This window comes from Pseudomonas sp. PGPR N4 (assembly GCF_059693665.1).
Genome location: NZ_JCAUKV010000001.1, coordinates 196,486 through 216,345 on the forward strand (window position 1 = coordinate 196,486; position 19,860 = coordinate 216,345).

18 protein-coding genes and 2 pseudogenes are annotated in these 19,860 nt (G+C 62.3%); 10 read left to right on the forward strand and 10 right to left on the reverse strand.

Translation table 11 applies throughout. From position 1 onward, the window contains the following. Positions 1–22 precede the first annotated feature (22 nt). A complete protein-coding gene (locus tag AC58X1_RS00785) occupies positions 23–535 on the forward strand; it encodes an AAA family ATPase (protein WP_497428111.1) in 513 nt (170 codons plus the stop codon). 40 nt (positions 536–575) lie between these two features. On the opposite strand, the pseudogene AC58X1_RS00790 reads toward AC58X1_RS00785, so the two are convergent. The 3 genes and pseudogenes from AC58X1_RS00790 to AC58X1_RS00800 form a co-directional block, all read right to left on the reverse strand. After that, a pseudogene (locus AC58X1_RS00790) lies at positions 576–1,027 on the reverse strand (GNAT family N-acetyltransferase). After that, complete coding sequence (locus AC58X1_RS00795) at positions 1,024–1,422, reverse strand: GFA family protein (RefSeq protein WP_497428112.1); 399 nt, start codon at positions 1,420–1,422, stop codon at positions 1,024–1,026. Before AC58X1_RS00795 ends, AC58X1_RS00790 begins: the two are co-directional and overlap by 4 nt. A 386-nt stretch (positions 1,423–1,808) precedes the next feature. Further along, positions 1,809–2,849, reverse strand: coding sequence for a zinc-dependent alcohol dehydrogenase family protein (locus AC58X1_RS00800; RefSeq protein ID WP_497428113.1), 1,041 nt, complete (start codon positions 2,847–2,849; stop codon positions 1,809–1,811). Between the two features lie 161 nt (positions 2,850–3,010). Between AC58X1_RS00800 and AC58X1_RS00805 the strand changes: the two genes are divergently transcribed. After that, positions 3,011–3,493, forward strand: coding sequence for an Lrp/AsnC family transcriptional regulator (locus AC58X1_RS00805; RefSeq protein WP_447734711.1), 483 nt, complete (start codon positions 3,011–3,013; stop codon positions 3,491–3,493). Between the two features lie 55 nt (positions 3,494–3,548). On the opposite strand, the gene AC58X1_RS00810 is transcribed toward AC58X1_RS00805, so the two are convergent. The 3 genes from AC58X1_RS00810 to gbd are packed head-to-tail and all read right to left on the reverse strand — an operon-like array spanning position 3,549 to position 7,690. Continuing rightward, a complete protein-coding gene (locus AC58X1_RS00810; RefSeq protein ID WP_497428114.1) occupies positions 3,549–5,138 on the reverse strand; it encodes an aldehyde dehydrogenase (NADP(+)) in 1,590 nt (529 codons plus the stop codon). Between the two features lie 20 nt (positions 5,139–5,158). Beyond that, on the reverse strand, positions 5,159–6,502 hold the full coding sequence (locus AC58X1_RS00815) for an MFS transporter (RefSeq protein ID WP_101318603.1): 1,344 nt from the start codon (positions 6,500–6,502) through the stop codon (positions 5,159–5,161). 45 nt (positions 6,503–6,547) lie between these two features. Then, positions 6,548–7,690 carry a 4-hydroxybutyrate dehydrogenase gene (gene gbd, locus AC58X1_RS00820; protein ID WP_497428115.1) on the reverse strand — a complete coding sequence of 381 codons (1,143 nt, stop codon included), beginning with the start codon at positions 7,688–7,690 and terminating at the stop codon, positions 6,548–6,550. A 156-nt stretch (positions 7,691–7,846) separates the two neighbouring features. Between gbd and AC58X1_RS00825 the strand changes: the two genes are divergently transcribed. Then, a complete protein-coding gene (locus tag AC58X1_RS00825) occupies positions 7,847–8,788 on the forward strand; it encodes a LysR family transcriptional regulator (protein WP_181108379.1) in 942 nt (313 codons plus the stop codon). Here the strand turns inward: AC58X1_RS00825 and AC58X1_RS00830 are convergent. Continuing rightward, a complete protein-coding gene (locus AC58X1_RS00830) occupies positions 8,785–9,597 on the reverse strand; it encodes a helix-turn-helix domain-containing protein (RefSeq protein WP_497428116.1) in 813 nt (270 codons plus the stop codon). The genes AC58X1_RS00825 and AC58X1_RS00830 overlap by 4 nt on opposite strands. 109 nt (positions 9,598–9,706) lie before the next feature. Between AC58X1_RS00830 and AC58X1_RS00835 the strand changes: the two genes are divergently transcribed. Then, positions 9,707–10,021 (forward strand): DUF2834 domain-containing protein, encoded by a 315-nt coding sequence (locus tag AC58X1_RS00835; protein ID WP_259074107.1) that lies wholly within the window; start codon positions 9,707–9,709, stop codon positions 10,019–10,021. Continuing rightward, positions 10,018–10,243, forward strand: a pseudogene (locus AC58X1_RS00840) (hypothetical protein). The gene AC58X1_RS00835 and the pseudogene AC58X1_RS00840 overlap by 4 nt, the downstream one beginning before the upstream one ends. Before the next feature lie 22 nt (positions 10,244–10,265). Here AC58X1_RS00840 and AC58X1_RS00845 read toward each other — a convergent pair. Beyond that, the gene (locus AC58X1_RS00845; protein WP_188035751.1) at positions 10,266–11,573 is read right to left on the reverse strand and encodes an MFS transporter; all 1,308 of its coding nucleotides are present in this window, start codon (positions 11,571–11,573) and stop codon (positions 10,266–10,268) included. A 150-nt stretch (positions 11,574–11,723) separates the two neighbouring features. Between AC58X1_RS00845 and AC58X1_RS00850 the strand changes: the two genes are divergently transcribed. Continuing rightward, positions 11,724–12,203, forward strand: a complete 480-nt coding sequence (locus AC58X1_RS00850; RefSeq protein WP_371918899.1) for an isochorismatase family protein — start codon at positions 11,724–11,726, stop codon at positions 12,201–12,203. A 21-nt stretch (positions 12,204–12,224) separates the two neighbouring features. On the opposite strand, the gene AC58X1_RS00855 is transcribed toward AC58X1_RS00850, so the two are convergent. Next, on the reverse strand, positions 12,225–13,049 hold the full coding sequence (locus AC58X1_RS00855) for an NAD-dependent epimerase/dehydratase family protein (RefSeq protein ID WP_150572971.1): 825 nt from the start codon (positions 13,047–13,049) through the stop codon (positions 12,225–12,227). An 83-nt stretch (positions 13,050–13,132) separates the two neighbouring features. Beyond that, positions 13,133–13,858 carry an oligogalacturonate-specific porin KdgM family protein gene (locus tag AC58X1_RS00860; protein WP_497428117.1) on the reverse strand — a complete coding sequence of 242 codons (726 nt, stop codon included), beginning with the start codon at positions 13,856–13,858 and terminating at the stop codon, positions 13,133–13,135. Positions 13,859–14,210: 352 nt separating this feature from the next. On the opposite strand from AC58X1_RS00860, the gene AC58X1_RS00865 reads away from it, so the two are divergent. The 4 genes from AC58X1_RS00865 to AC58X1_RS00880 all read left to right on the forward strand — a co-directional run bounded on the left by AC58X1_RS00865 (position 14,211) and on the right by AC58X1_RS00880 (position 19,804). After that, a complete protein-coding gene (locus AC58X1_RS00865; RefSeq protein WP_101318620.1) occupies positions 14,211–15,365 on the forward strand; it encodes a mandelate racemase family protein in 1,155 nt (384 codons plus the stop codon). 69 nt (positions 15,366–15,434) lie between these two features. Then, positions 15,435–17,045, forward strand: a complete 1,611-nt coding sequence (locus AC58X1_RS00870) for an ABC transporter substrate-binding protein (RefSeq protein WP_497428118.1) — start codon at positions 15,435–15,437, stop codon at positions 17,043–17,045. A 64-nt stretch (positions 17,046–17,109) separates the two neighbouring features. Continuing rightward, positions 17,110–18,147 carry an ABC transporter permease gene (locus AC58X1_RS00875; protein WP_101318624.1) on the forward strand — a complete coding sequence of 346 codons (1,038 nt, stop codon included), beginning with the start codon at positions 17,110–17,112 and terminating at the stop codon, positions 18,145–18,147. 46 nt (positions 18,148–18,193) lie between these two features. After that, the gene (locus tag AC58X1_RS00880) at positions 18,194–19,804 is read left to right on the forward strand and encodes an ABC transporter substrate-binding protein (RefSeq protein WP_259074104.1); all 1,611 of its coding nucleotides are present in this window, start codon (positions 18,194–18,196) and stop codon (positions 19,802–19,804) included. Positions 19,805–19,860: the final 56 nt, after the last annotated feature.

The following is a 19,860-nucleotide window of genomic DNA, read 5'->3' on the forward strand; positions in this document are numbered from 1 at the left end:
CGCACAGCGAAAAGGAGCTTCGATGCAACGGGTGATGATTGTTGGCCAGCCGGGTTCGGGCAAAAGTACCCTGGCGCGGCAGCTGGGTGAACGCACTGGTTTGCCGGTCGTGCACATCGACACCATTCACTGGCAGCCCGGCTGGGTTGAGCGCAGCCGGGATGAGAAGACCCGACTGTGCGGCGAGGTCGAGGCGGGTGAGCGGTGGATCTTTGAAGGAGGGCATTCGGCGACCTGGGAAAATCGGCTGGCGCGCGCCGACCTGTTGATCTGGATTGACCGATCGACTCCGCTACGGTTCTGGCGAGTGTTGCTGAGGACGTTGCTCAATCGCGGTCGGACCCGGCCTGACCTGCCGGCAGATTGCCCAGAGTTGCTGGGCAATCTGCCTGAGTTTTTCCGCTTCATGTGGCAAACCAGGCAGTCGGCGCGGCGCAAGATGCAGCAGTTGGTGGCGGATGCACCGCGGGGTTGCCGGGTGGTTTGCTTGCTTTCTGATCAAGATACTCAGGCGTTTTTGGCGAGTTTCGACTAAGGATTCGCGGTGCGCTCGTGAAGTTGGGCCGCTTCTGCTTCTATCGCAATGTCTTTTGCATGATGATCGTGCGCTCGGCACCGTGAAATTCGTCGCGAACCTCGCTGAAGCCCAAGCGCCGATAAAATGCCTGAGCAGTAATCGACGAGGGCACGCTCAACACGCCGAGGCCTCTGGCCTGCGCCACTGCCTCAAGTTTGCGCATCAATTGCTGCCCAACCCCGCGGCGCTGATAATCAGGACTCACAAATACACTGCGCACCACACCGCCATCCAGGCCGCCGTAGCTACTACCTGATCTTGCAGAGTTGCGACATACACCTCACGCAAGGCAATCAGTTGCTCGACCGCTGCGGGTGAAAAACTGCGTTGCACCTGTTCAATGATGTCTGCTGAGTAGTCCCTGGCGTTGGACACACGCAATGCGCCAATCACGACCGCGCTGATTGCTGCTGCGTCCGCCACGGTTGCCGGTCGAATCACAGAAGTCATCCTATGCCCCGGCTTGGGTTGGGGGTGTACCAAGGTGCTGCTGACTCGAGATGAACGTGTTTCTGTTTGGCTGGCAGCAACGGTGTGTCGAGCGTGCCCAGTGCAATCGAAACCCAGTCAGCGAACTCACCCGTTGAGCGCGACCAGAACAGCGTTGATCCGCACTCGCTGCAGAACTCACGTTTTACTGTGGCTGATGATGCATAGGCCCTGATGCTCGACTCGCCACTGAGGATGCGTAGCGCGTCGCGTGGCACGCTGGCGTACGACGCGAATGCGGCGCCGTGGCCTTTGCGGCATTGACTGCAATGACAGTGGCTGACGGCTTTTGGCGGCGTGAGTAGCTGGTAGCTGACGGCGCCGCAGAGGCAACTGCCGCGATGGGTTTCGGTCATGTGCTTCTCCAAGGGAGCGAAGCAGCAGCGTAGCCAGTTGTGCTGGGTGGGTCTAGTCGCGGGTAAGGGGGCCGCTGCGCGACCCTATCGCGACACAAGGCCGCTCCTACAGGGACCGCGCAATACCTGCTGACGCGGTCCCCTGTAGGAGCGGCCTTGTGTCGCGAAAGGGCTGCAAAGCAGCCCCAAATTCCCACGCTCACATCGTCAGGTAGTTATCTCCACACTGCGTGGCTGCCCCCCAATCCTGAACCAGACTGCATCGAACGGATCCAGCCCGGTGCTCTGGTTCTGATGAAATTGCGGCATAGCGAGCGTTAGGTGGGGGCTGGTCGCCCGCTGAGGCAGTTACGCAGCGGCCTCAGTAGGCAAGGTTCACCACCACCTCAAAACTGCGTGACCACCGTCACGCCTGCCGTCTCGAACCGGGCCATGTTCACCAGTGCATCAATCGACTGCTCAAGGCTGATGGTCTTGCCCACCAGCTTATCCGGGGCCAGCTTGCCGCTGTGGATCATCTCGAGCATGGCATCGTAGCGGTGCGCCTGCATGCCATGGCTGCCGCAGATTTCCAGTTCGTGCGCAATCACCTTGCCCATCGGCACGGCCGGGCTGGCGTGGTCGGCGAGCATCAGGCCCACCTGGACGTGCCTGCCGCGACGGCGCAGGTTATTGATCGAGTTGAAGCAGGTAGTCGGATGGCCCAGCGCGTCCAGCGATACATGCGCACCGCCTTTGGTAATCTCCATCACCGCTTCGGCAACGTCCGCCACCTGAGTGGCGTTAATCGTGGCAACGGCGCCCAGCGTGCGTGCCAGCGCCAGTTTGTCATCGGCGATATCGACTGCAACCACATTCGCGCCCAGGGCGTTGGCGATCATCACCGCGGACAGGCCAACCCCACCGCAGCCGTGCACGGCGACCCATTGGCCCGCGCTGACCTTGCCTTGATCAACTACCGCGCGAAATGAGGTGACGAAGCGACAGCCCAGGCTCGCAGCAGTGGCATAGTCCATCGATTCGGGTAGCGCGACCAGGTTCAGATCCGCGTGGTGGATGCCTACGTATTCGGCGAACGAGCCCCAGTGGGTGAAGCCAGGTTGGAACTGGCTGTGGCAGACCTGCTGATTGCCGCTGTTGCATTCCGGGCATGCCCCGCAACCCCCCACGAACGGTACGGTAACGCGGTCACCGACTTTCCACCGGCTGACGTGGCTGCCGACCTCGGCAATGACTCCGGCTAGTTCATGCCCTGGCACGTGTGGCAACTGAATGTCGGGATCATGGCCTTTCCAGCCATGCCAGTCGCTGCGGCATACGCCGGTGCCCTTGACCTCGATGACCACGCCGTGACGCTCCGGGGTTGGGTCGGCGACGCTCATCAGGCGCGGTGGCTGGTTAAAGGCTTCGTACACTACAGCTTTCATGGCAACGACCTCCGTGTGCATGGCAGCACAATCTGGTTCAGCGCTTGGGGTGCGGTCAATTATCCGCAATCAAGCTGAAATTGCCTTTCAGAGTGCAATTGACTTTGAGGGTTGGCTGAAATTAACTTCGCTTAAAGTCATTTCTTTTGAAGAGTCCTTTCATGAACGAACGCCTGGATAAGGTAGATGTTGCGATATCAGACAGACTGCAACGCGACGGCAGGCTGTCCAACGTCAAGCTTGCCGAGCTGTTGTCCTTGAGCGAAGCCTCCTGTTGGCGAAAGCAAAAGCGCCTGGAGCAGTGTGGGGTCATCGAAGGCTACCAGGCAGTGCTCAATAGAAAGAAGCTGGGCCTTGGGGTGATGGCTTTCGTGCAGATTTCCTGCACGGACCACAGTGAGGAAGCGACTGCAAAATTCGAACGGATCATCGAATCGGCGCCGCAGGTGCTGAGCTGTCACAACACCACGGGGGAGGCCGACTTTTTGTTGCAGGTAGTGGCCAGAGATCTCGACAGCTACAGCCGGTTTGTTGAAAAAGTGCTGAGGACCCTGCCGGGCGTTTCCAGTATCAGATCCAATATTTCCCTGCGTGAGCTGAAGACTTCCAATCGACTGCCGGTGACCGAGCTGGTGAGTATTTGACAGGCGGATGCCAGTAACCAGGGCAGCGTACTCGCTGGCTACTGGCGAAGCTCATTCAGCCAAGCGGCGCTGTGGTTACCCCGTCAAGCTGGCGCCAGATCTGCAGTGGATTGTCTTGCTTGAGCGCGTCAGGCAGCAAGGCATCCGGCAGGTTCTGATAACACACCGGTCGCAGGAAGCGCTCGATGGCGGTCGAGCCGACCGACGTGCTGCGGCTGTCGGAGGTGGCCGGGAAGGGGCCGCCATGGACCACCGCATCGCAGACTTCGACGCCGGTAGGGAAGCCGTTGACCAGCAGCCGGCCGGCTTTCTTCTCCAGCGTCTGAACCAGGCTGCGCGCAACCTCCAGGTCCTGCTCCGTCAACTGCAAAGTTGCCGTCAGCTGACCTTCAAGCGACCTGGCGAAGGCCAGCATCTGGTCCACGCTCTGGCAACTGATGACGATTGCCGCAGGGCCGAACACCTCTTCCAGCAGCTGCGGGTTGGCCGCGACATTGGCGAAGGTCGTGCGGTACAAATGACCCTGCGCTTGCGTCGCGGCAGAAGGCGGCTGGCCAGCGGCGACCAGTGCTGTGTCGGGCTGCGCAGCGATCCGTTGCAGGCCGGTCAGGTATGCCTGGTGAATGCCCGTTGTGAGCATCGTCTGGCTGGCCTTGTCAGCCAGGCAGGCACCGGCACGGGCAACGAACGTTTCCAGCTCAGGCCCTGCAACGGCCAGCAGGATGCCTGGGTTGGTGCAGAACTGGCCGGCGCCCAGCGCCAGCGCGTCGGCAAAGCCTGCGGCTATTGTCTCGGCTCGCGCTGCCAGTGCGCCTGGCAGCAGGAACACCGGGTTGACGCTGCTCATCTCGGCGTACACCGGGATCGGCTCGGCACGCGCTGCGGCTGCCCGTAGCAAGGCCAGGCCACCGCTGCGCGAGCCGGTGAAGCCAACGGCCTTGACGGCCGGGTGGGCGACCAGTTGTTGGCCAACGTCATTGCCGTCACCCACCACCAGCGAGAAAGTGCCTTCGGGCAGCTCCAGCTGCTGTACAGCCTGTTGGATCACGCGCCCGACCAGCTCACTGGTGCCCAGGTGTGCTCGGTGCGCCTTGACGATCACCGGGCAGCCTGCGGCCAGTGCCGAGGCCGTGTCGCCGCCCGCGACCGAGAACGCCAGCGGGAAATTGCTGGCGCCGAACACCACCACAGGCCCCAGCGCCACCTTGCACATACGCAGGTCCGGGCGCGGCAGTGGCGCTCGGTCGGGCAGGGCAGAGTCGAAGGTCGCCTGCTGCCAGCGGCCTTGGCGCAGCACCGAGGCAAACAGCCGCAGTTGGCCCACGGTACGCCCGCGCTCACCTTCCAGGCGGGCCAGAGGCAGCCCGGTTTCGCTATGGGCGCGCTCGAGCAGCGTTGCGCCCAGGCCGACGATACCGTCGGCAATCGCTTCGAGAAACTGCGCGCGCCGTTCCGGGCTGGTCGAACGCAAGCTGTCAAACGCCTGGTCGGCAAGCTCGCACGCCTGTTTGACCAAGTTGGCGCTGGCGCAGTTGAACACAGGGGCGGGGATGGCCTCTTCAGTCGCGGGGTTGATCGCCAGCAGTTCACGGCCTTGGCCACGAATCAGTTGATGCCCGATTATTTGTTCGCCGGTAAGTGGCATTGCTCTACTCCGTAAACCAGTTACTTGTCAGAAGAAATCGGCTGCTTCAACAGCAACAGGTAAGCCATGGCGGCAACCGCTGCGACGACGGCGCTGATGAGGAATGCCGAGGCGAACGAGCCCGATTGCTGAATGCTGAAGCCGGTGACGATCGGTGCCACCGATCCTGCCAGGTAGCCGCCGAAGTTCTGAATGGAGCCGAATGACGCGACTTGGCGGCTGTCGACGATGGTGTTGGCGATCATCCAGGCGGTGGAGCTGGCCATGTTGATGCTGAACAAGGCGCAGCAGAGCAGGGCCAGGCTGAGCACAATGCCGCTGCCAAAGGCCAGGGGCACGGTGAACGCCGCTGCAGCCAGCAACGCGCTGATCACCACCCGTTTGCGACTGCCCAGCACCGTGCCGCCTTTTTTCACCAGGCGGTCGCAGAGCCGGCCGGCGACGATGGTGCCCAAGGCGCCGAACACGTAAGCCAGTGACACCACCCAGGCGGTCTGATACAGGCCCAGACCGTGCTCACGCTCGAAGTAGCCGGGCAGCCAGGTCAGGTGCAGCCAAAGCATGTAGATCACGCCCATGAAGCCCAGCACTGCGCCCCAGGTGCTCTTGTGGCGGAACAGTTCAGCCCAGGCGCTGAGCTGGGATTTCAAACTTGGCTTTGGTGCCACGTTGGCCTGTTGCTGAGTCTGCGACGCCAGCAGGCGCTCGCGTTCTTCGGCAGGCAATTCGGCCAGGTAACGCTCCTTGCTCTTGTAGAAGGCGAACCAGCACAGCGCGATGACGATGCCGAACACGCCGGTAGCGATGAACATCCCGCGCCAGCCCCAGTTGATCATCAGCAGGGTCAGCAGCGGCGGGGCGATGCACGGGCCGATGCAGGTCGAGGACAGCACGATGCCGGTGGGCGTCCCGCGTTTTTCTGCCTCGAACCATTCCGCCAGGGCCTTGGCCGCCGAGGGGAACATCGGCGCTTCGCCGATCCCCAGCGCGATGCGCAAGCCGATGAAGGCCGAGAAGCTGTTGATCAGGCCCGAGGCGGTCTGCGCCACCGACCAGCCCAACAGGGCGGCGCCGAGCGAGAGTTTGCTGCCCAGGCGATCGATGATCACCCCCAGCGGCAGTTGCGAGAAGGCATAAGCCAGGGAAAACGCCGACAGCAGAATGCCCATCTGCGAAGGCGTGATGGCCATGTCGCGCTGGATCGAGGTGTTGGCAATCGACAGAGCGCTGCGGTCGACATAGTTGATGATGCCGATCACCAGCAGCAGGCTGACAGTGATGAACTGGTATTTCTTGAACGGGTTTCGGCTGGCTACCGTATCCGCAGTGCGGTCAAGCTCGGCTTGCGCATATTTACTGGTCATGGCTGTTCACTTTTATTGTTATTGGGATTAGCTGTTGGCTTGGGCTTACATGGACGCCTCGAGCATCCAGCGGTAGTCCTCGGCACTGGCTTCACGGGGATTGGTGCGGTGGCTATGGTCGGCCAGGGCACCCTGGATGATGCCTGGGAACATCGCTTCGCTGACGCCCAGTTCACGCAGGCCTGTCGGCAAGCCCAGGGCACGGGTCATGTCACGCAGGGCCGTTTCGATCTGGCTGTCGTCAGCCAGGCCCATGGCCTGGGCAATGCGCAGCGTCTTCTGTTCAGCGGTCATCGTCGCCGCCTGACGATTGAAGGCAATCACCGCCGGCAAGAAGATCGCGTTGAGCGTGCCGTGGTGCAGGCGCGGATTGATGCCGCCCAGCGCGTGGCTCAGGCTATGCACACAGCCCAGGCCTTTCTGGAATGCCAGGGCGCCCTGCAGTGACGCGCTCATCATGTTGGTCCGCGCTTCGAGGTTGTGCGGGTCGGCGGTGGCAGCGGTGATGAAGCGCCAGGCGCGCCATAGCCCGTCCAGGGCAATGCCGTCAGCCGGCGGGTTGAACGCAGGCGCCATGAACGTCTCAAGGCAGTGCGCAATAGCGTCCATGCCGGTGGCAGCGGTCATTGCGGCGGGCAAACCTACGGTCAGCGCAGGGTCGCAGATGGCTGACTTAGGGACTACATGCGGTGAGATCACGCCGACTTTGCGACCGTCATCGAGGATCAGGATGGCGCCGCGACCGACTTCGCTGCCCGTGCCGGCAGTGGTCGGTACTGCAATCACTGGCGCAGTGGCGGCGGTGATGTGGGCAAGGCCGCCTTCGATCACGGCAAAGCGCTTCAGTGGGCCCTCATGGCGGGCGCAGACGGCCGCGCCTTTGGCCAGGTCGATGGCCGAGCCGCCACCAATGGCGATGATGCCGTCGCAGTTACATTCGCGGAACATGGCGACTGCTTCGCGGACTGCGCTCTCGTTTGGGTTGGGTGGCGTGGCGTCGTAGATCGGCAAGGCCATGTCAGCGCCTTCGAAGGCGTCAAGCGCGCGGTCGACCAGCCCGGCGGCGCGTACGCCGCGGTCGGTCACGATCAAAGGTCGGGTTATACCAATGCGCTGGCATTCCGCCGGCAGCAGCGCAATCGCGCCGACCTCGAACTGGATTTGAGTGATGTAGTTGATCAGGGACATGCGCTCTCCTGGAGCCTTTTGGCCTCTTTGTTTTTGGCCAATCTCAGGGCCTTGCTGGCGCACCGGGTGCGTCATCGTGCGGGGCCAGTATAGAAATCCCCTGACGGCTGTGGTACTGAGAACAATCCATACAGCTATAACCAGGAGTCATAGCCAATGACGCCATCGCTGAACTCGATCATGTCCCGGCTGCACGCCAGGCATTTGCGCCTGTTGATCGAGCTGGATGCGCACCGCTCGCTGCTCGGCGCGGCCGACAGCGTCGGGCTTACTCAACCCGGTGCGAGCAAAGCGTTGCAGGAGATCGAGACGACCTTTGGTACGCTGCTGTTCAGACGTACCAACCGTGGCCTGGAGCCGACCGCTGCCGGCCACTGTGCGATCAGATCCGCTCGGGTGATCCAGGCCGACCTGTCCAACCTGCGGCATGACCTCGATGCGATTTTGCGTGGAGTCGGCGGCAGGCTTGCGGTGGGTGCGATCATGGGCGCCGTGCCGCTGCTGATGAAGGCGGTATCAGAACTCACGGCGATCCAGCCGGAAATGTCCTTCGAGATCGTCGAGGGCACCAGCCAGTTTCTGCTCAGCCAGATTGAGAGTGGCCGCCTGGACATGGCTGTGTGCCGAACCTCTGTCAGCAGCTCACCGCATTTGTTCGCCAGTGAGTTCGTCCAGCACGAGACACTTGCAGTGATCGCCAGCGTCGATCATCCGCTCAAGGACGCCGCGACCTTGAGCCTGGAGCAGCTGGCCGAGAACCGCTGGATTGTCTACCGGGCGAACATGCCCATGCGCGTGCAACTGGAACGTGAATTCCACGATGCCGGCCTGCGCTTCCCGCTGCACCTGGTGGAAACCACGTCGATTCTGGCGACCTTGTCGCTGTTGCAGAACCAGCCTGAATTCGTCGCGCTGGTGTCTATCGATGTGGCCCAGCAGTGTCTGCAGCATCACCGCATCTGCATTCTGCCGCTGGCGATCCAGTCGGTGAGTGACCCGTATGAGTTGGTTACACGCCAGGCCAGCCAGGAAACGCCCGCCATGCAGCAGCTTCGCGGCTTGCTGCTCAGCGCTGCTGCTGGCGGCTCGACAGGTTAACCAGCGAGCCAGTGCTCATACGCCGCCATCATCCGCTGCCGGGTCTGCGCATCTGCCGGAATCAGATGCTCGATCCGCATCGACTCCACGGTGATGTCCAGCGGCATGCCAAAGGTGGTGAAGGTTGACAGAAACCTCAGCTCACCCTCCGCTGTATTCACCCGCGTCAGCAACACCGGCATGGCTGCGGGCGCGTGCAGTTGAGCAGCGGGAGCCGGCAGCTCGCGTAGTAACTGCGCGAGCTCGGGACTAGCCACGGCCTCCCGCGACGCACGCTGCCAGGCGACCGCGCGAATCTCGTCGGCATTGGCCAGCCGATCACCCAACCCGCCGGGGCGCAGCAGTGTGTCGAGCAAATTCAGCCGTGCAGTTGCCTCGGGCGCGATGCCGGCCATGGCAAACAGCAAGCCGGCACTGGCATTGGCCGCGGTGACATCCCAGTTGCTGGCGATGACGATGGCCGGCGCCGGGTTGTTCGCGTGCAGAATATGTTCGATAGCTTCGTGGACCATCTTCAGCTCCGGCGCATCCAGCGGCGATGTGGCGTAGCGCGGGGCGTAGCCGGCGGCGACGAACACCTGGTTGCACTGCTCCAGCGGTGCGGCCAGCGCCGAGAGCAGGGCATGCAGAGTGCTCGGGCTGGCTTTGGCACGGCCAGTTTCGACGCAGCTTAAGTGACGCTGCGAAACCCCGGCCAGCAGCGCCAGTTCGAGCTGGCTGAGGCGCGCCTGCTGACGCAACTGGCGGACCTGCTGACCGGCCGAGGCGCTCGGGGCCGGTTGCTGGCGATGGAAAATTGGTTGGCTCATACGTCGACTCTGACCGTCCTTGGTGCCTTGTGTCCATGACCTGTCAGGTCATTGAGAGGGCGCAACACTATCACTACTCTGCCGGCGAACCCTACCCAAGGAGTGGCTGATGACCCTGCGTTTGCTTGCCCTGACCTTGCTGGTGCCGTTTGCGGCGTATACCGGCTGGACTCTGCTGAATGCCGAGCAGTCGCTCGTCGCGTTTGGCCTGGAACTGATGGCGCGCCCTGATACAGCTCAGGTCGTCATCGACCTGTATCTGATGGCAGGGCTGGGCTGCTGCTGGATGGTCAGCGATAACTGTCGCCGTCGTGGAACATGGATTGCTCTGCTGCCTTACTTGCTGCTGACCGCGGTGTTCGTCTCGCTGGGGCCGCTGCTGTATTTGGCCATCCGAGGCGTTAGCAGTGAGCGTCCAGCATGAATGACGCCCTGCAGGTGTATGCGCTGTGTGTTGTGCTGCTGTTTCTCAAGATGCTTGCGATCTCTTGTTATCAGGGCCACCTGCGCTTAAGCCTGTTGGCGTTCCACAACACTGACCTATCTGGCCGGCGTGCAGCCGTGGCGAACGATCTGCTATGCGGTTGCGCTGGTATGCCTGCTGGGCTTTTGCGCGGTCATCGCCACCCAACTGGCGATGGGATGACGCCGCGCCGCTACGGCGGCTATCAACGGTTGACCAGCCTGGCCGGCAGAGCGATCACCAGCAGGCAACTGAGCAGCAGGCAGACGGCAAATGCCCACAGCGCGGCATGGGCGTTGCCGGTCAGGTCGGTCATCACTCCCATCAGCGAGTTGCTGACCAGCCCGGCAATGTTCGCCAGCGAGCAGGCGAGGGCGAAGGCAGTGGCCGCCGCAGTGCCCTTGAGAAAGGTCGCCGGCAGGCTGAAGAACACCGGCACTGCACCGATGATCGCTGCTGAAGCGATGGCAAACAGCAGTACCGTCATCAGCAGGTCATGGCTGAACAAGGTGCTGCTGGCCATGGCAATCGCGCCGACAATGAAGGGCACGATGATGTGCCAGCGGCGTTCGCGATAGCGGTCGGAACTGGCGCCGATCAGCAGCATGCCGATCAGCGCTGCCAGGCTCGGAATGGCCGTGAGCAGGCCAATGTGGAAGGTATCGCTGACCCCCGCGTCGCGGATGAAGGTCGGCATCCAGAAGCCCATGGCATAGGCGCTGAGCAAAATCGAGAAGTCGATGCCGCCGAGCATCCACACCTTGAGGTTGAAGAAGCCATCGCGAAAGCGCTGCTTGCTGCCTGTGTCTTCGGCATCGTCTGCCGCGAGGTCGGCAGCCAGCTGCGCCTTGTCGTCATCAGACAACCAGCGTGCCTGCTGGAAGCTGTTGGGCAGAATCCACAAGGTCGCAACGCCCAGCAGCACACTGGGGATCGCCTCCAGCAAGAACAGCCACTGCCAGCCGCGCAGGCCGTGCAACTGGTCGAAGCTGCTCATGATCCAGCCAGACAACGGCCCGCCGATCACGCTCGACAGCGGCAGGCCAATCATGAACAGGGCAATGATTCGCCCGCGCCGGTAGCTTGGGTACCACTGGGTCAGGTAGAACAGCACGCCCGGCAGAAAGCCCGCTTCGGCCACGCCGAGCAGAAACCTCACCAGGTAGAACTGAGTGGTGGTGGTTACCAGCAGCGTGCAGGCCGACAGCAGGCCCCAGGTGATCATGATGCGGGCGATCCACAGCTTGGCGCCGACCCGTTGCAGGATCAGGTTGCTGGGTACCTCGAAGAGGATATAGCCGACGAAGAACAAGCCCGCGCCCAGGCCATACGCGGCGCTGCTGAACTGCAGGTCAGTCAGCATCTGCAACTTGGCGAAGCCGACGTTGATGCGGTCCAGGTAGGCCGCCAGGTAGCACAGGCACAGAAACGGGATAAGCCGCCAGGTAACCCTGCGATAGAGCGCGTGCGGGCCCTGCGCGACTGCGCCATGGGCGGTTGTGGGGTGGTGCATTCGGGTCTCCTGACGCGCGGGCGAGCAGCGCATGCTGCAGCGCTTTGTCGTGCGCCGCAGCTAAAGAACAGAGGCAATCCCGGCGGGAAACACCCGGCATGCCGATCCGTCGATATAATGCCCGGCTTCTGCAGGTATTCGGAACAACCTATGCGTCAGGTTTTGCTTGTTGTCGATGTTCAGGCCACCTTCAGCCCGCCGGAATGGCTGGTTGATGGTGTGCGGGCGTTTTCTGCGCGCATCCCCACCATTGCCTCGGTCGAGTTGCATGACGAGCAGGTGACGCCCTTCGAGCGCCAGCTCGGCTGGCACCCTGCAGCGCAGGATGAATGCCTGGTGGAGGTCGATCAGGTGTTTATCAAGCACGGCTACGGGCCCACTGCAGCGATGCTCGACTATCTCAAGCAGATGGACGTCGAACGTGTGCTGGTGTGTGGTCTGCAAACTGAAACCTGCGTGCTCGCCGCAGGCTTTGCCCTGTTCGATGCCGGCCTGTCGCCGACGCTGGTCACCGACCTCACCATCGGCTCGTCGCTGGACCGTTCCGGCAAACTCGGCATCGAGCTGTGGCAGCACCACTTTCGCCAAGTCACCACGCGGGCCGAGGTACTTGCCGGGTTGCATGGCTGATCCGCTGCGACCTGACCGGGCTCAATCGAATGGGCCAGCGCTGGTAAAGGCGCCGCCTTGCAGCAGGGCACTGCGCTCGTCCGCCGCGGCTTGGGGCAGTTGCTCCAGCTTGCCCCTAAACTGCTCGGAGCTGTCCTGCGGCGCAAAGCCCAGGTGCGCGGCGTAGCGGTTGTTCCACCACAGGTCACGGTTGGCAGACACGCCATACACCACGGTGTGGCCGACGTCCTCTGCGAGCAGCGCGCGTTCGACCAGGTGGGCCAGGTCGGCGTAGCTCAGCCAGGTCGAGAGCATGCGCAGGTTACGCGGTTCCGGGAATGACGAGCCTATGCGCAAACTCACGGTCTGAATGCCGTAGCGGTGGAAATAAAACGTCGCCAGGTCTTCGCCGTAGGCTTTCGACAGCCCGTAGTAGCAGTCCGGTCGGCGCGGCGAATGAGCATCGAGCTGGACATCCTGCGGGTAAAACCCGGTGACGTGATTGGAGCTGGCGAACACCACCCGTTTGATACCGTGCAGGCGCGCCGCTTCATAGATATGAAAGGTGCCGCGAATGTTCGCGTCGAGAATATCTTCGAACCTGCGCTCTGTGGATATACCGCCCAGGTGGACGATGGCATCCACCTGATCGGCCAGCGCATGCACGCCGGCTTTGTCGGCCAGATTGCAGCTGACCACTTCTTCATGGTCGCCGGCAGCGGGCGCCATCTCACTGATATCGGATACTCGCACGACATTCGCGTGCGCCTGCAAGGCATCGCGCAGGATCTGCCCGAGGCCGCCGGCAGCGCCGGTCAGCAGCAGGCGGTTGAAGGGTTTGGTCGAGGTGGAGGAGGGTGCAGTCATGGCGGGTGCCTGTAGTTGGAGGTGCAGGTTCGGCGGTGCTCGGTAGCAGCGGGCAGGCCTTGTGGCCGCCCGCCAGCGAGGCCTTACATGAAGTTGTACTGGATGCCCAGGCGCCAGCGCGCCTGGCGGTCATCGGTGTAGGAATTGACCTTGATGTCGCCGATCTCCATGAATGGCGCCCACTGTTTGTTGAGCTTGTACTTGATGATCAGGTTCTGCTCGTAGTCGCTCTTCTTGTTGTCGTAGCGGATGTAATCGGTACTGAAGTGGATGTACTGATACTCGAACGCCCACGGCCCTTTGGGGGTGTAGCCGAGCCAGCCTTCCAGGCGCGTGGTGTTCTGGTTGTCCTTGGCGCGGTGCTCTTTGCTGTGATCGATCTGATCACGGTCGAGGCTGCGCGCGTCGTGGCGTACGCGGCTGGCGACGTACCAGGTGTCGCTGATCTTGTAGCTGTACTTGAGGCCGAACTTGTAGGTGGTGGCGTCTTTCGAGCTGTCCATCTGGAAGGCCGGGGTCAGCGTCGATTTGGCACTGAGCTTGTGGTTGTAGTCGACGGTGAATTCATGGCCGTTGTTGACCATGTTGTCGTAGGCGACGTCTTCGCGGTCGCCGGCAGTCTTGTATTTGATCTCGGCGCCAAAACCCAGGCCACTGTCCATCCGGTAGTTCAGCTTGATCCGGTCGGAGTGAATGCTGTCGTCTTCGGTAAAGCCGTGCCGGTAGTTGATGCTGGCCGAATCTGCGTGGGCGTGGAGCGACAGGCCAAGCGTGCTGACAGCGATAAGCGTGCGGAGTGTGGTGTTCATGCGATCTTCTTTTTTTGTTTTTGTTGAGGTCGTTATGAGGTCGGGCAGTGAGGATGAGTGCGGGGTGGGGGATGCCCTCCGTGGCAAATGTTTCAAATAAGTTATCGTACAACTTTAGGGTTGTCTATTTTTTATTGAAATGTTGTCTGATGACATGACTTAGGCCACCTATATCAAGGTTTGTAGAGGTTAGTGGCGGGGTGACAGGTCGCTGATGGCGTATAGAGAAGGGAGGTTTTGCGCGGTTTATAAAGTTTCAAAGCGGTGCTTTTCAATTGTTGTATGATGACGTAGGATCATCCCCAGAGCGTGACCTTTCCGCCACAATTCCAATAAGAAGGCTCAGACGTCCATGATCATCACTGCAGTAAACGTCCAGGTATTTTCCTACCCCACCCGACGCGCCGTAGACAGCGCCGGCCATGCCCATCCGGGCGATGTCACCCAGGCTAAAATGGCCTTGCTGCGAATCAAGACCGAATGCGGCAACGAGGGTTTTGCACTGGGTGCGCCCGAGCTGATTCGCCCGTACGTGCTGGATGGCTTCGTGCGCAAAGTGCTGGTCGGCGCCAACGCCTTCGACCGCGAAAAGATCTGGCACGACCTGGCACACTGGCAGCGCGGCAGTGCCAGCCAGTTGACCGACCGCGCGCTGGCGCTGGTTGAACAGGCGCTGTGGGACTGGGCCGGGCGCAAGCTGAACCTGCCGGTGCACAAGCTGATCGGTGGCTTTCGCGACAAGGTTCCGGCGTACGGTTCAACCATGTGTGGCGATGAGCTCGAAGGTGGGCTGTCGACCCCGGAAGAGTACGGCCGCTTCGCCGAAACCCTGGTCAAGCGTGGCTACAAGGCAATCAAGCTGCACACCTGGATGCCGCCGGTGTCGTTCGCGCCGAGCGTGAGCATGGATATCAAGGCCTGCGCGGCGGTACGTGAGGCGGTTGGCCCGGACATCGCGTTGATGATCGATGGCTACCACTGGTACAGCCGGACCGAAGCGCTGACCGTTGGCCGCGCGCTGGAGAAGCTCGACTTCGCCTGGTTCGAAGAGCCAATGATGGAAGACTCGGCCGAGTCCTATGCCTGGCTGGCGGGCCAGCTGGACATCCCTATCCTTGGCCCGGAAAGCCTGGGCGGCAAGCACCTGAGCCGCGCCAGCTGGGTCAAGAACGATGTCTGTGACATTCTCCGCGCCGGGGTTGCCGGTGTCGGCGGGATCGCACCGTGCCTGAAGGTTGCGCACATGGCCGAAGCGTTTGGCATGGACTGCGAGATCCACGGCAACGGCGCGGCCAACCTGGCGGTGGTCGGCGCCATCAAGAACTGCAGCTGGTACGAGCGCGGCCTGCTGCACCCGTTCCTCGAGTACGACGACGTCCCGGCCTACCTCAAGCGCCTGGTCGACCCGATGGACCAGGACGGCTTCGTGCACCTGTCTGACCTGCCGGGCCTGGGTGAGGAGATCGACTTCGACTACGTCGAGACCAATACGCTGCACAGCTTCTGATTCGTGCATGGCGGCGCGCGCCATCGCGTGCCGCCCGAGAGTCCAATAACTATAAAAAGGCTATCTCACATGAGCGTACTTCCCACATTCTGGGCAGGGGTGTTTGCCGCGTCGCTGGCACTCACCTCAGTCCCTGCAGCATTCGCCAAGACCCCGGCCGATCAGTTGATCGTCGGCATGAGCATGATCAACCTGCTCTCGCTCGACCCCGCTGCGGCGACCGGGCTGGATGTTTCCGAGGTCAATGCCAACCTGTACGACATGCTGCTGGTGCAGGATGTCAAACAACCCGACCAGCTGCTGCCGGCCCTGGCCGAAAGCTGGCAGGTCAGCGCAGACCGCAAGACCCTTACCTTCAACCTGCGCAAGGACGTCAAATTCCAGTCCGGCAACGCCCTCAGCGCCGAAGACGTCGCCTGGTCGCTGCAGCGCGTGCTCAAGCTCAATCTGGCCCTGGCTTCGACCTGGAAGGCCTATGGTTTCAATGCCGGCAACGCCGAGCAGTACCTGCGCGCCAGCGACGAGCATACCTTCGTCCTCGAACTGCCACGCCCGACCGACCCGATGCTGGTGCTCAACACCCTGGCCACTTCGCCCAGCGCCTTCATCCTCGACCGCAAAGTGGTCCAGCAGCACCAGAAAGGCAATGACATGGGCGGCGCCTGGCTGACCACTCATGCGGCCGGCAGCGGCCCGTTCATTCTCAACGACTGGCGCGCCAACGATGTGATCCTGATGACCCGCTTCGACGGTTACTGGGGTGGCCCGGCCAAGCTCAAGCGCATCGTCATGCGCAACATGACCGAATCGCAGTCGCTGCGCCTGATGGTCGAGCGCGGTGATCTGGATCTGGCCAAGGGCATGTCAGCACCGGATATCGAAGCACTGGAAAAGTCCGACAAGGTTCGCACCCAGACCGTCCAGCGCGGCACCCTTTACTACGTGGCACTGAGCGTCAAGAACAAACCCTATGACGATGCCCGTGTACGCAAGGCAGTGCGCTCGTTGATCGACTATCAGGGCATCAACCAGACGGTCATGCCGCACTATGGCCAGCTCAACCAGCGCCCGCTGCCGCTCGGCTTGCCGGCGCGGCTGGATGATCCGGGCTACACCTTGAACGTCGCCGAGGCGAAACAGCTGTTGGCTGACGCCGGTTACCCGAACGGCTTCAAGACCACCATTCGTGTCCTCACCGAGCCGCCGTTCATCAACATTGCCTCCAGCCTGCAAGCGACCCTGGCCCAGGCCGGCATCCAGGCAACCATCGTCACCGGCACCGGTAACCAGATCTACGGCGCCATGCGCGAGCGCAGCTTCGACATCCTGGTCGGGCGTGGCGGCGGCGGGGCCGAGCGCCATCCGCATTCAAGCCTGCGCACCCTGGTGTACAACCCGGACAACCGCGACGAAGCCAAACTGAGCAATTTCCAGGGCTGGCGTACGTCGTTCTACAGCCCTGAGTTGAACGGCCTGATCGAGCAAGCCGAAGTCGAACCCGACAAATCCCGGCAACAGGCCCAGTACCAGCAGATCCAGGCCACCCTCGACGAGCAGGTGGGGGCGATCCTGCCCGTGTCGCAAATGACCGACACCGTGGTGCTGTACCACGATGTTCAGGATTACCAGGGCCATACCGCGGCCACCACCCGTTACAAGGACGTCTACAAGTCGCGTTGAGTCGAGCCGGGGCGCACTGCCCAGGCCGGCCGGTGATTGGTAAACGCTTTTTCAGGAGCCTGTTATGTTTGTTTCGACTGCCTCTGTGCTGGGCGCGCGCGCGTCCGGTACTGCCCGCCGGGCGAGTACGGTGCTGGTGACCCTGCTCGGTTTGCTGGCGCTGACCTTCTTCATTGGTCGGGTAATGCCGCTGGACCCGGTGCTGGCCGTGGTCGGTCCAGACGCCGACAGCTCCACCTATGACCAGGTCTATCGGGCGATGGGTCTGGATCAGCCGATCTGGACCCAGTTCGGCATGTACCTCAACGACCTCCTGCACGGTGATTTCGGCAACGCCCTGCTGACCGGTCACCCGGTGCTGGAAGACATCAAACGGGTGTTCCCGGCGACCATCGAACTGGCCACCCTGGCGATCCTGTTCGGCATCCTCATCGGCCTGCCACTGGGCGTTGTCGCTGCCAGCAATCAGGGGCGTATGGGCGATCACCTGGCGCGGGTAATCACTCTGTTCGGTTACTCCACGCCGATCTTCTGGGTCGGCATGATGGGCCTGCTGGTGTTCTACGCCTGGCTCGGCTGGGCTGGCGGGGCAGGGCGGATCGATCTTGCCTACGATGGCATGGTGCCGGACGTCACCGGCCTGCTGCTGATCGACACCGCCCTGGCCCGCGACTGGGAAGCCTTCACCAGCGCGCTGCGGCATATCGTCCTGCCGGCGCTGATCCTTGGCCTCAACTCGGTGGCCTATATCAGCCGCATGACCCGCAGCTTCATGCTCGAGCAGCTGTCTCAGGAGTACATCATCACCGCCCGGGTCAAGGGCCTGTCGCGCCGTCAGGTGGTCTGGGGCCATGCCTTTCGCAACATCCTCGTGCAGTTGCTGACCGTGGTCGCACTGGCCTACGGCTCATTGCTCGAAGGCGCGGTGCTGATCGAGACGGTGTTTGCCTGGCCGGGCTTCGGCCAGTACCTGACCAGCAGCCTGATGCTCGGCGACATGAACGCGGTGATGGGCTGTGTGCTGGTGATCGGCTTGATCTTCGTTGCCCTCAACCTGATCAGCGACGCGCTGTACAAGGTGTTCGATCCAAGGACCCGCTAAGCCTGCGCGGCAAGCGCGAACCCATAACTATAAAAAAGGATGCCCCATGAATATTGTATTTGCGACCCTGCGCAACAGCCTGTTCGGCGCGATCCTGGCGCTGAGCCCGATGCTGGCAGCCCAGGCAAAAACCCCCGCCGACCAGTTGATCGTCGGCATGAGCATGGTCAACCTGTTCTCCATCGACCCGGCCAACGCGCCTGGCCTGGACGCTTCCGGGATCAACGCCAACCTCTACGACACCCTGGTCAAGCGCGACAACGGCAACCCCGAGCGGCACGTGCCGCAATTGGCTGAAAGCTGGACGGTGAGTGAAGACGGCAAGCAGATCACCTTCAAGCTGCGCAGCGACGTCAAGTTCCACTCCGGTAACCCGCTGACCGCTGAAGACGTGGCCTGGTCGCTGTATCGGGTGATGAAGCTCAACTTCGGCCTGGCCACCACCTGGAAGGCCTACGGCTACAACCTCGACAACATTCAGGCGTCTATCCGCGCCACCGACGCGCACACGCTGGTGATCGATCTGCCGCAGCCGACCGATCCTTTGCTGGTGATCGACTCGCTGGCGATTTCGCCCAGCGCGGTCGTCGTAGACCGCAAGCAGGCCCTGCAACACGAGAAAAACGGCGACCTCGGTGCTGCCTGGCTGGTCACCAACGAAGCCGGCAGCGGCCCGTTCACATTGAGCAAATGGAGCGCCAATGACAGCCTGGTGATGACCCGCTTCGACGGTTACTGGGCCGGGCCGGCGAAGATGAAGCGCGTGCTGGTGCGGCACATGACCGAATCGCAGTCGCTGCGCCTGATGCTCGAGCGCGGCGACCTCGACCTGGCCTACGGCATGGCTGCGCCGGATATCAAGGCAATCGAGCGCTCGGACGCGTTGCAGGTCCAGGCGCTGCAGCGCGGCACCATGTACTACGTGGCGATGAGCATGAAACAGCCCGAGTTCGCCAAGCAGCAAGTGCGCGAAGCGGTACGCAACCTGATCGACTACCAGGGCATCGACCAGCAGGTCATGCCGCACTACGGCACCCTCAACCAGCAACCGATGCAACTGGGCCTGGCTGCCCGCCTGCCTGACCCTGGCTACACCATGAACGTCGCCAAGGCCAAGGCGCTGCTCGCCGAAGCGGGCTACCCGAACGGGTTCAATACGACCATTCGGACCTTGTCCGAGCCGCCGTTCATCGACATTGCCGCACGTATGCAGGCGACCCTGGCCGAGGGCGGGATCAAGGCCACCATCGTCACCGGCACCGGCAACCAGGTGTACGGCGCCATGCGCGCGCGCAACTTCGAGATGATCGTCGCACGCGGTGCCGAGCGTTACCCGCACCCGTACTTCAGCCTGCGCACCTTCGTCTACAACCCCGACAACAGTGACGCCGCCGGCCTGCCTAACTTCCAAGGCTGGCGCGCATCGTTCTTCAACCAGCAGCTCAACGAGCTGATCGATCGAGCCGGGGTCGAGCGCGACGCCGACCAGCGCCTCAAGCTCTACCACCAGGCGCAGACCCTGTACGACAAGCAGGTCGGGCCGATCATGATGATCTCGCAGATGACCGACACCGCGGTCAGTGCGGCCGACGTCAAGGGCTTCACCGGCGACGACGCCGAGGCGACCCGTTACCTGGGCGTCTACAAGCAACGCTGAACCCCGCCGGGACGCCTGCGGGCGTCCTGCCGGGCCATGATTGCACCGAGAGAGCA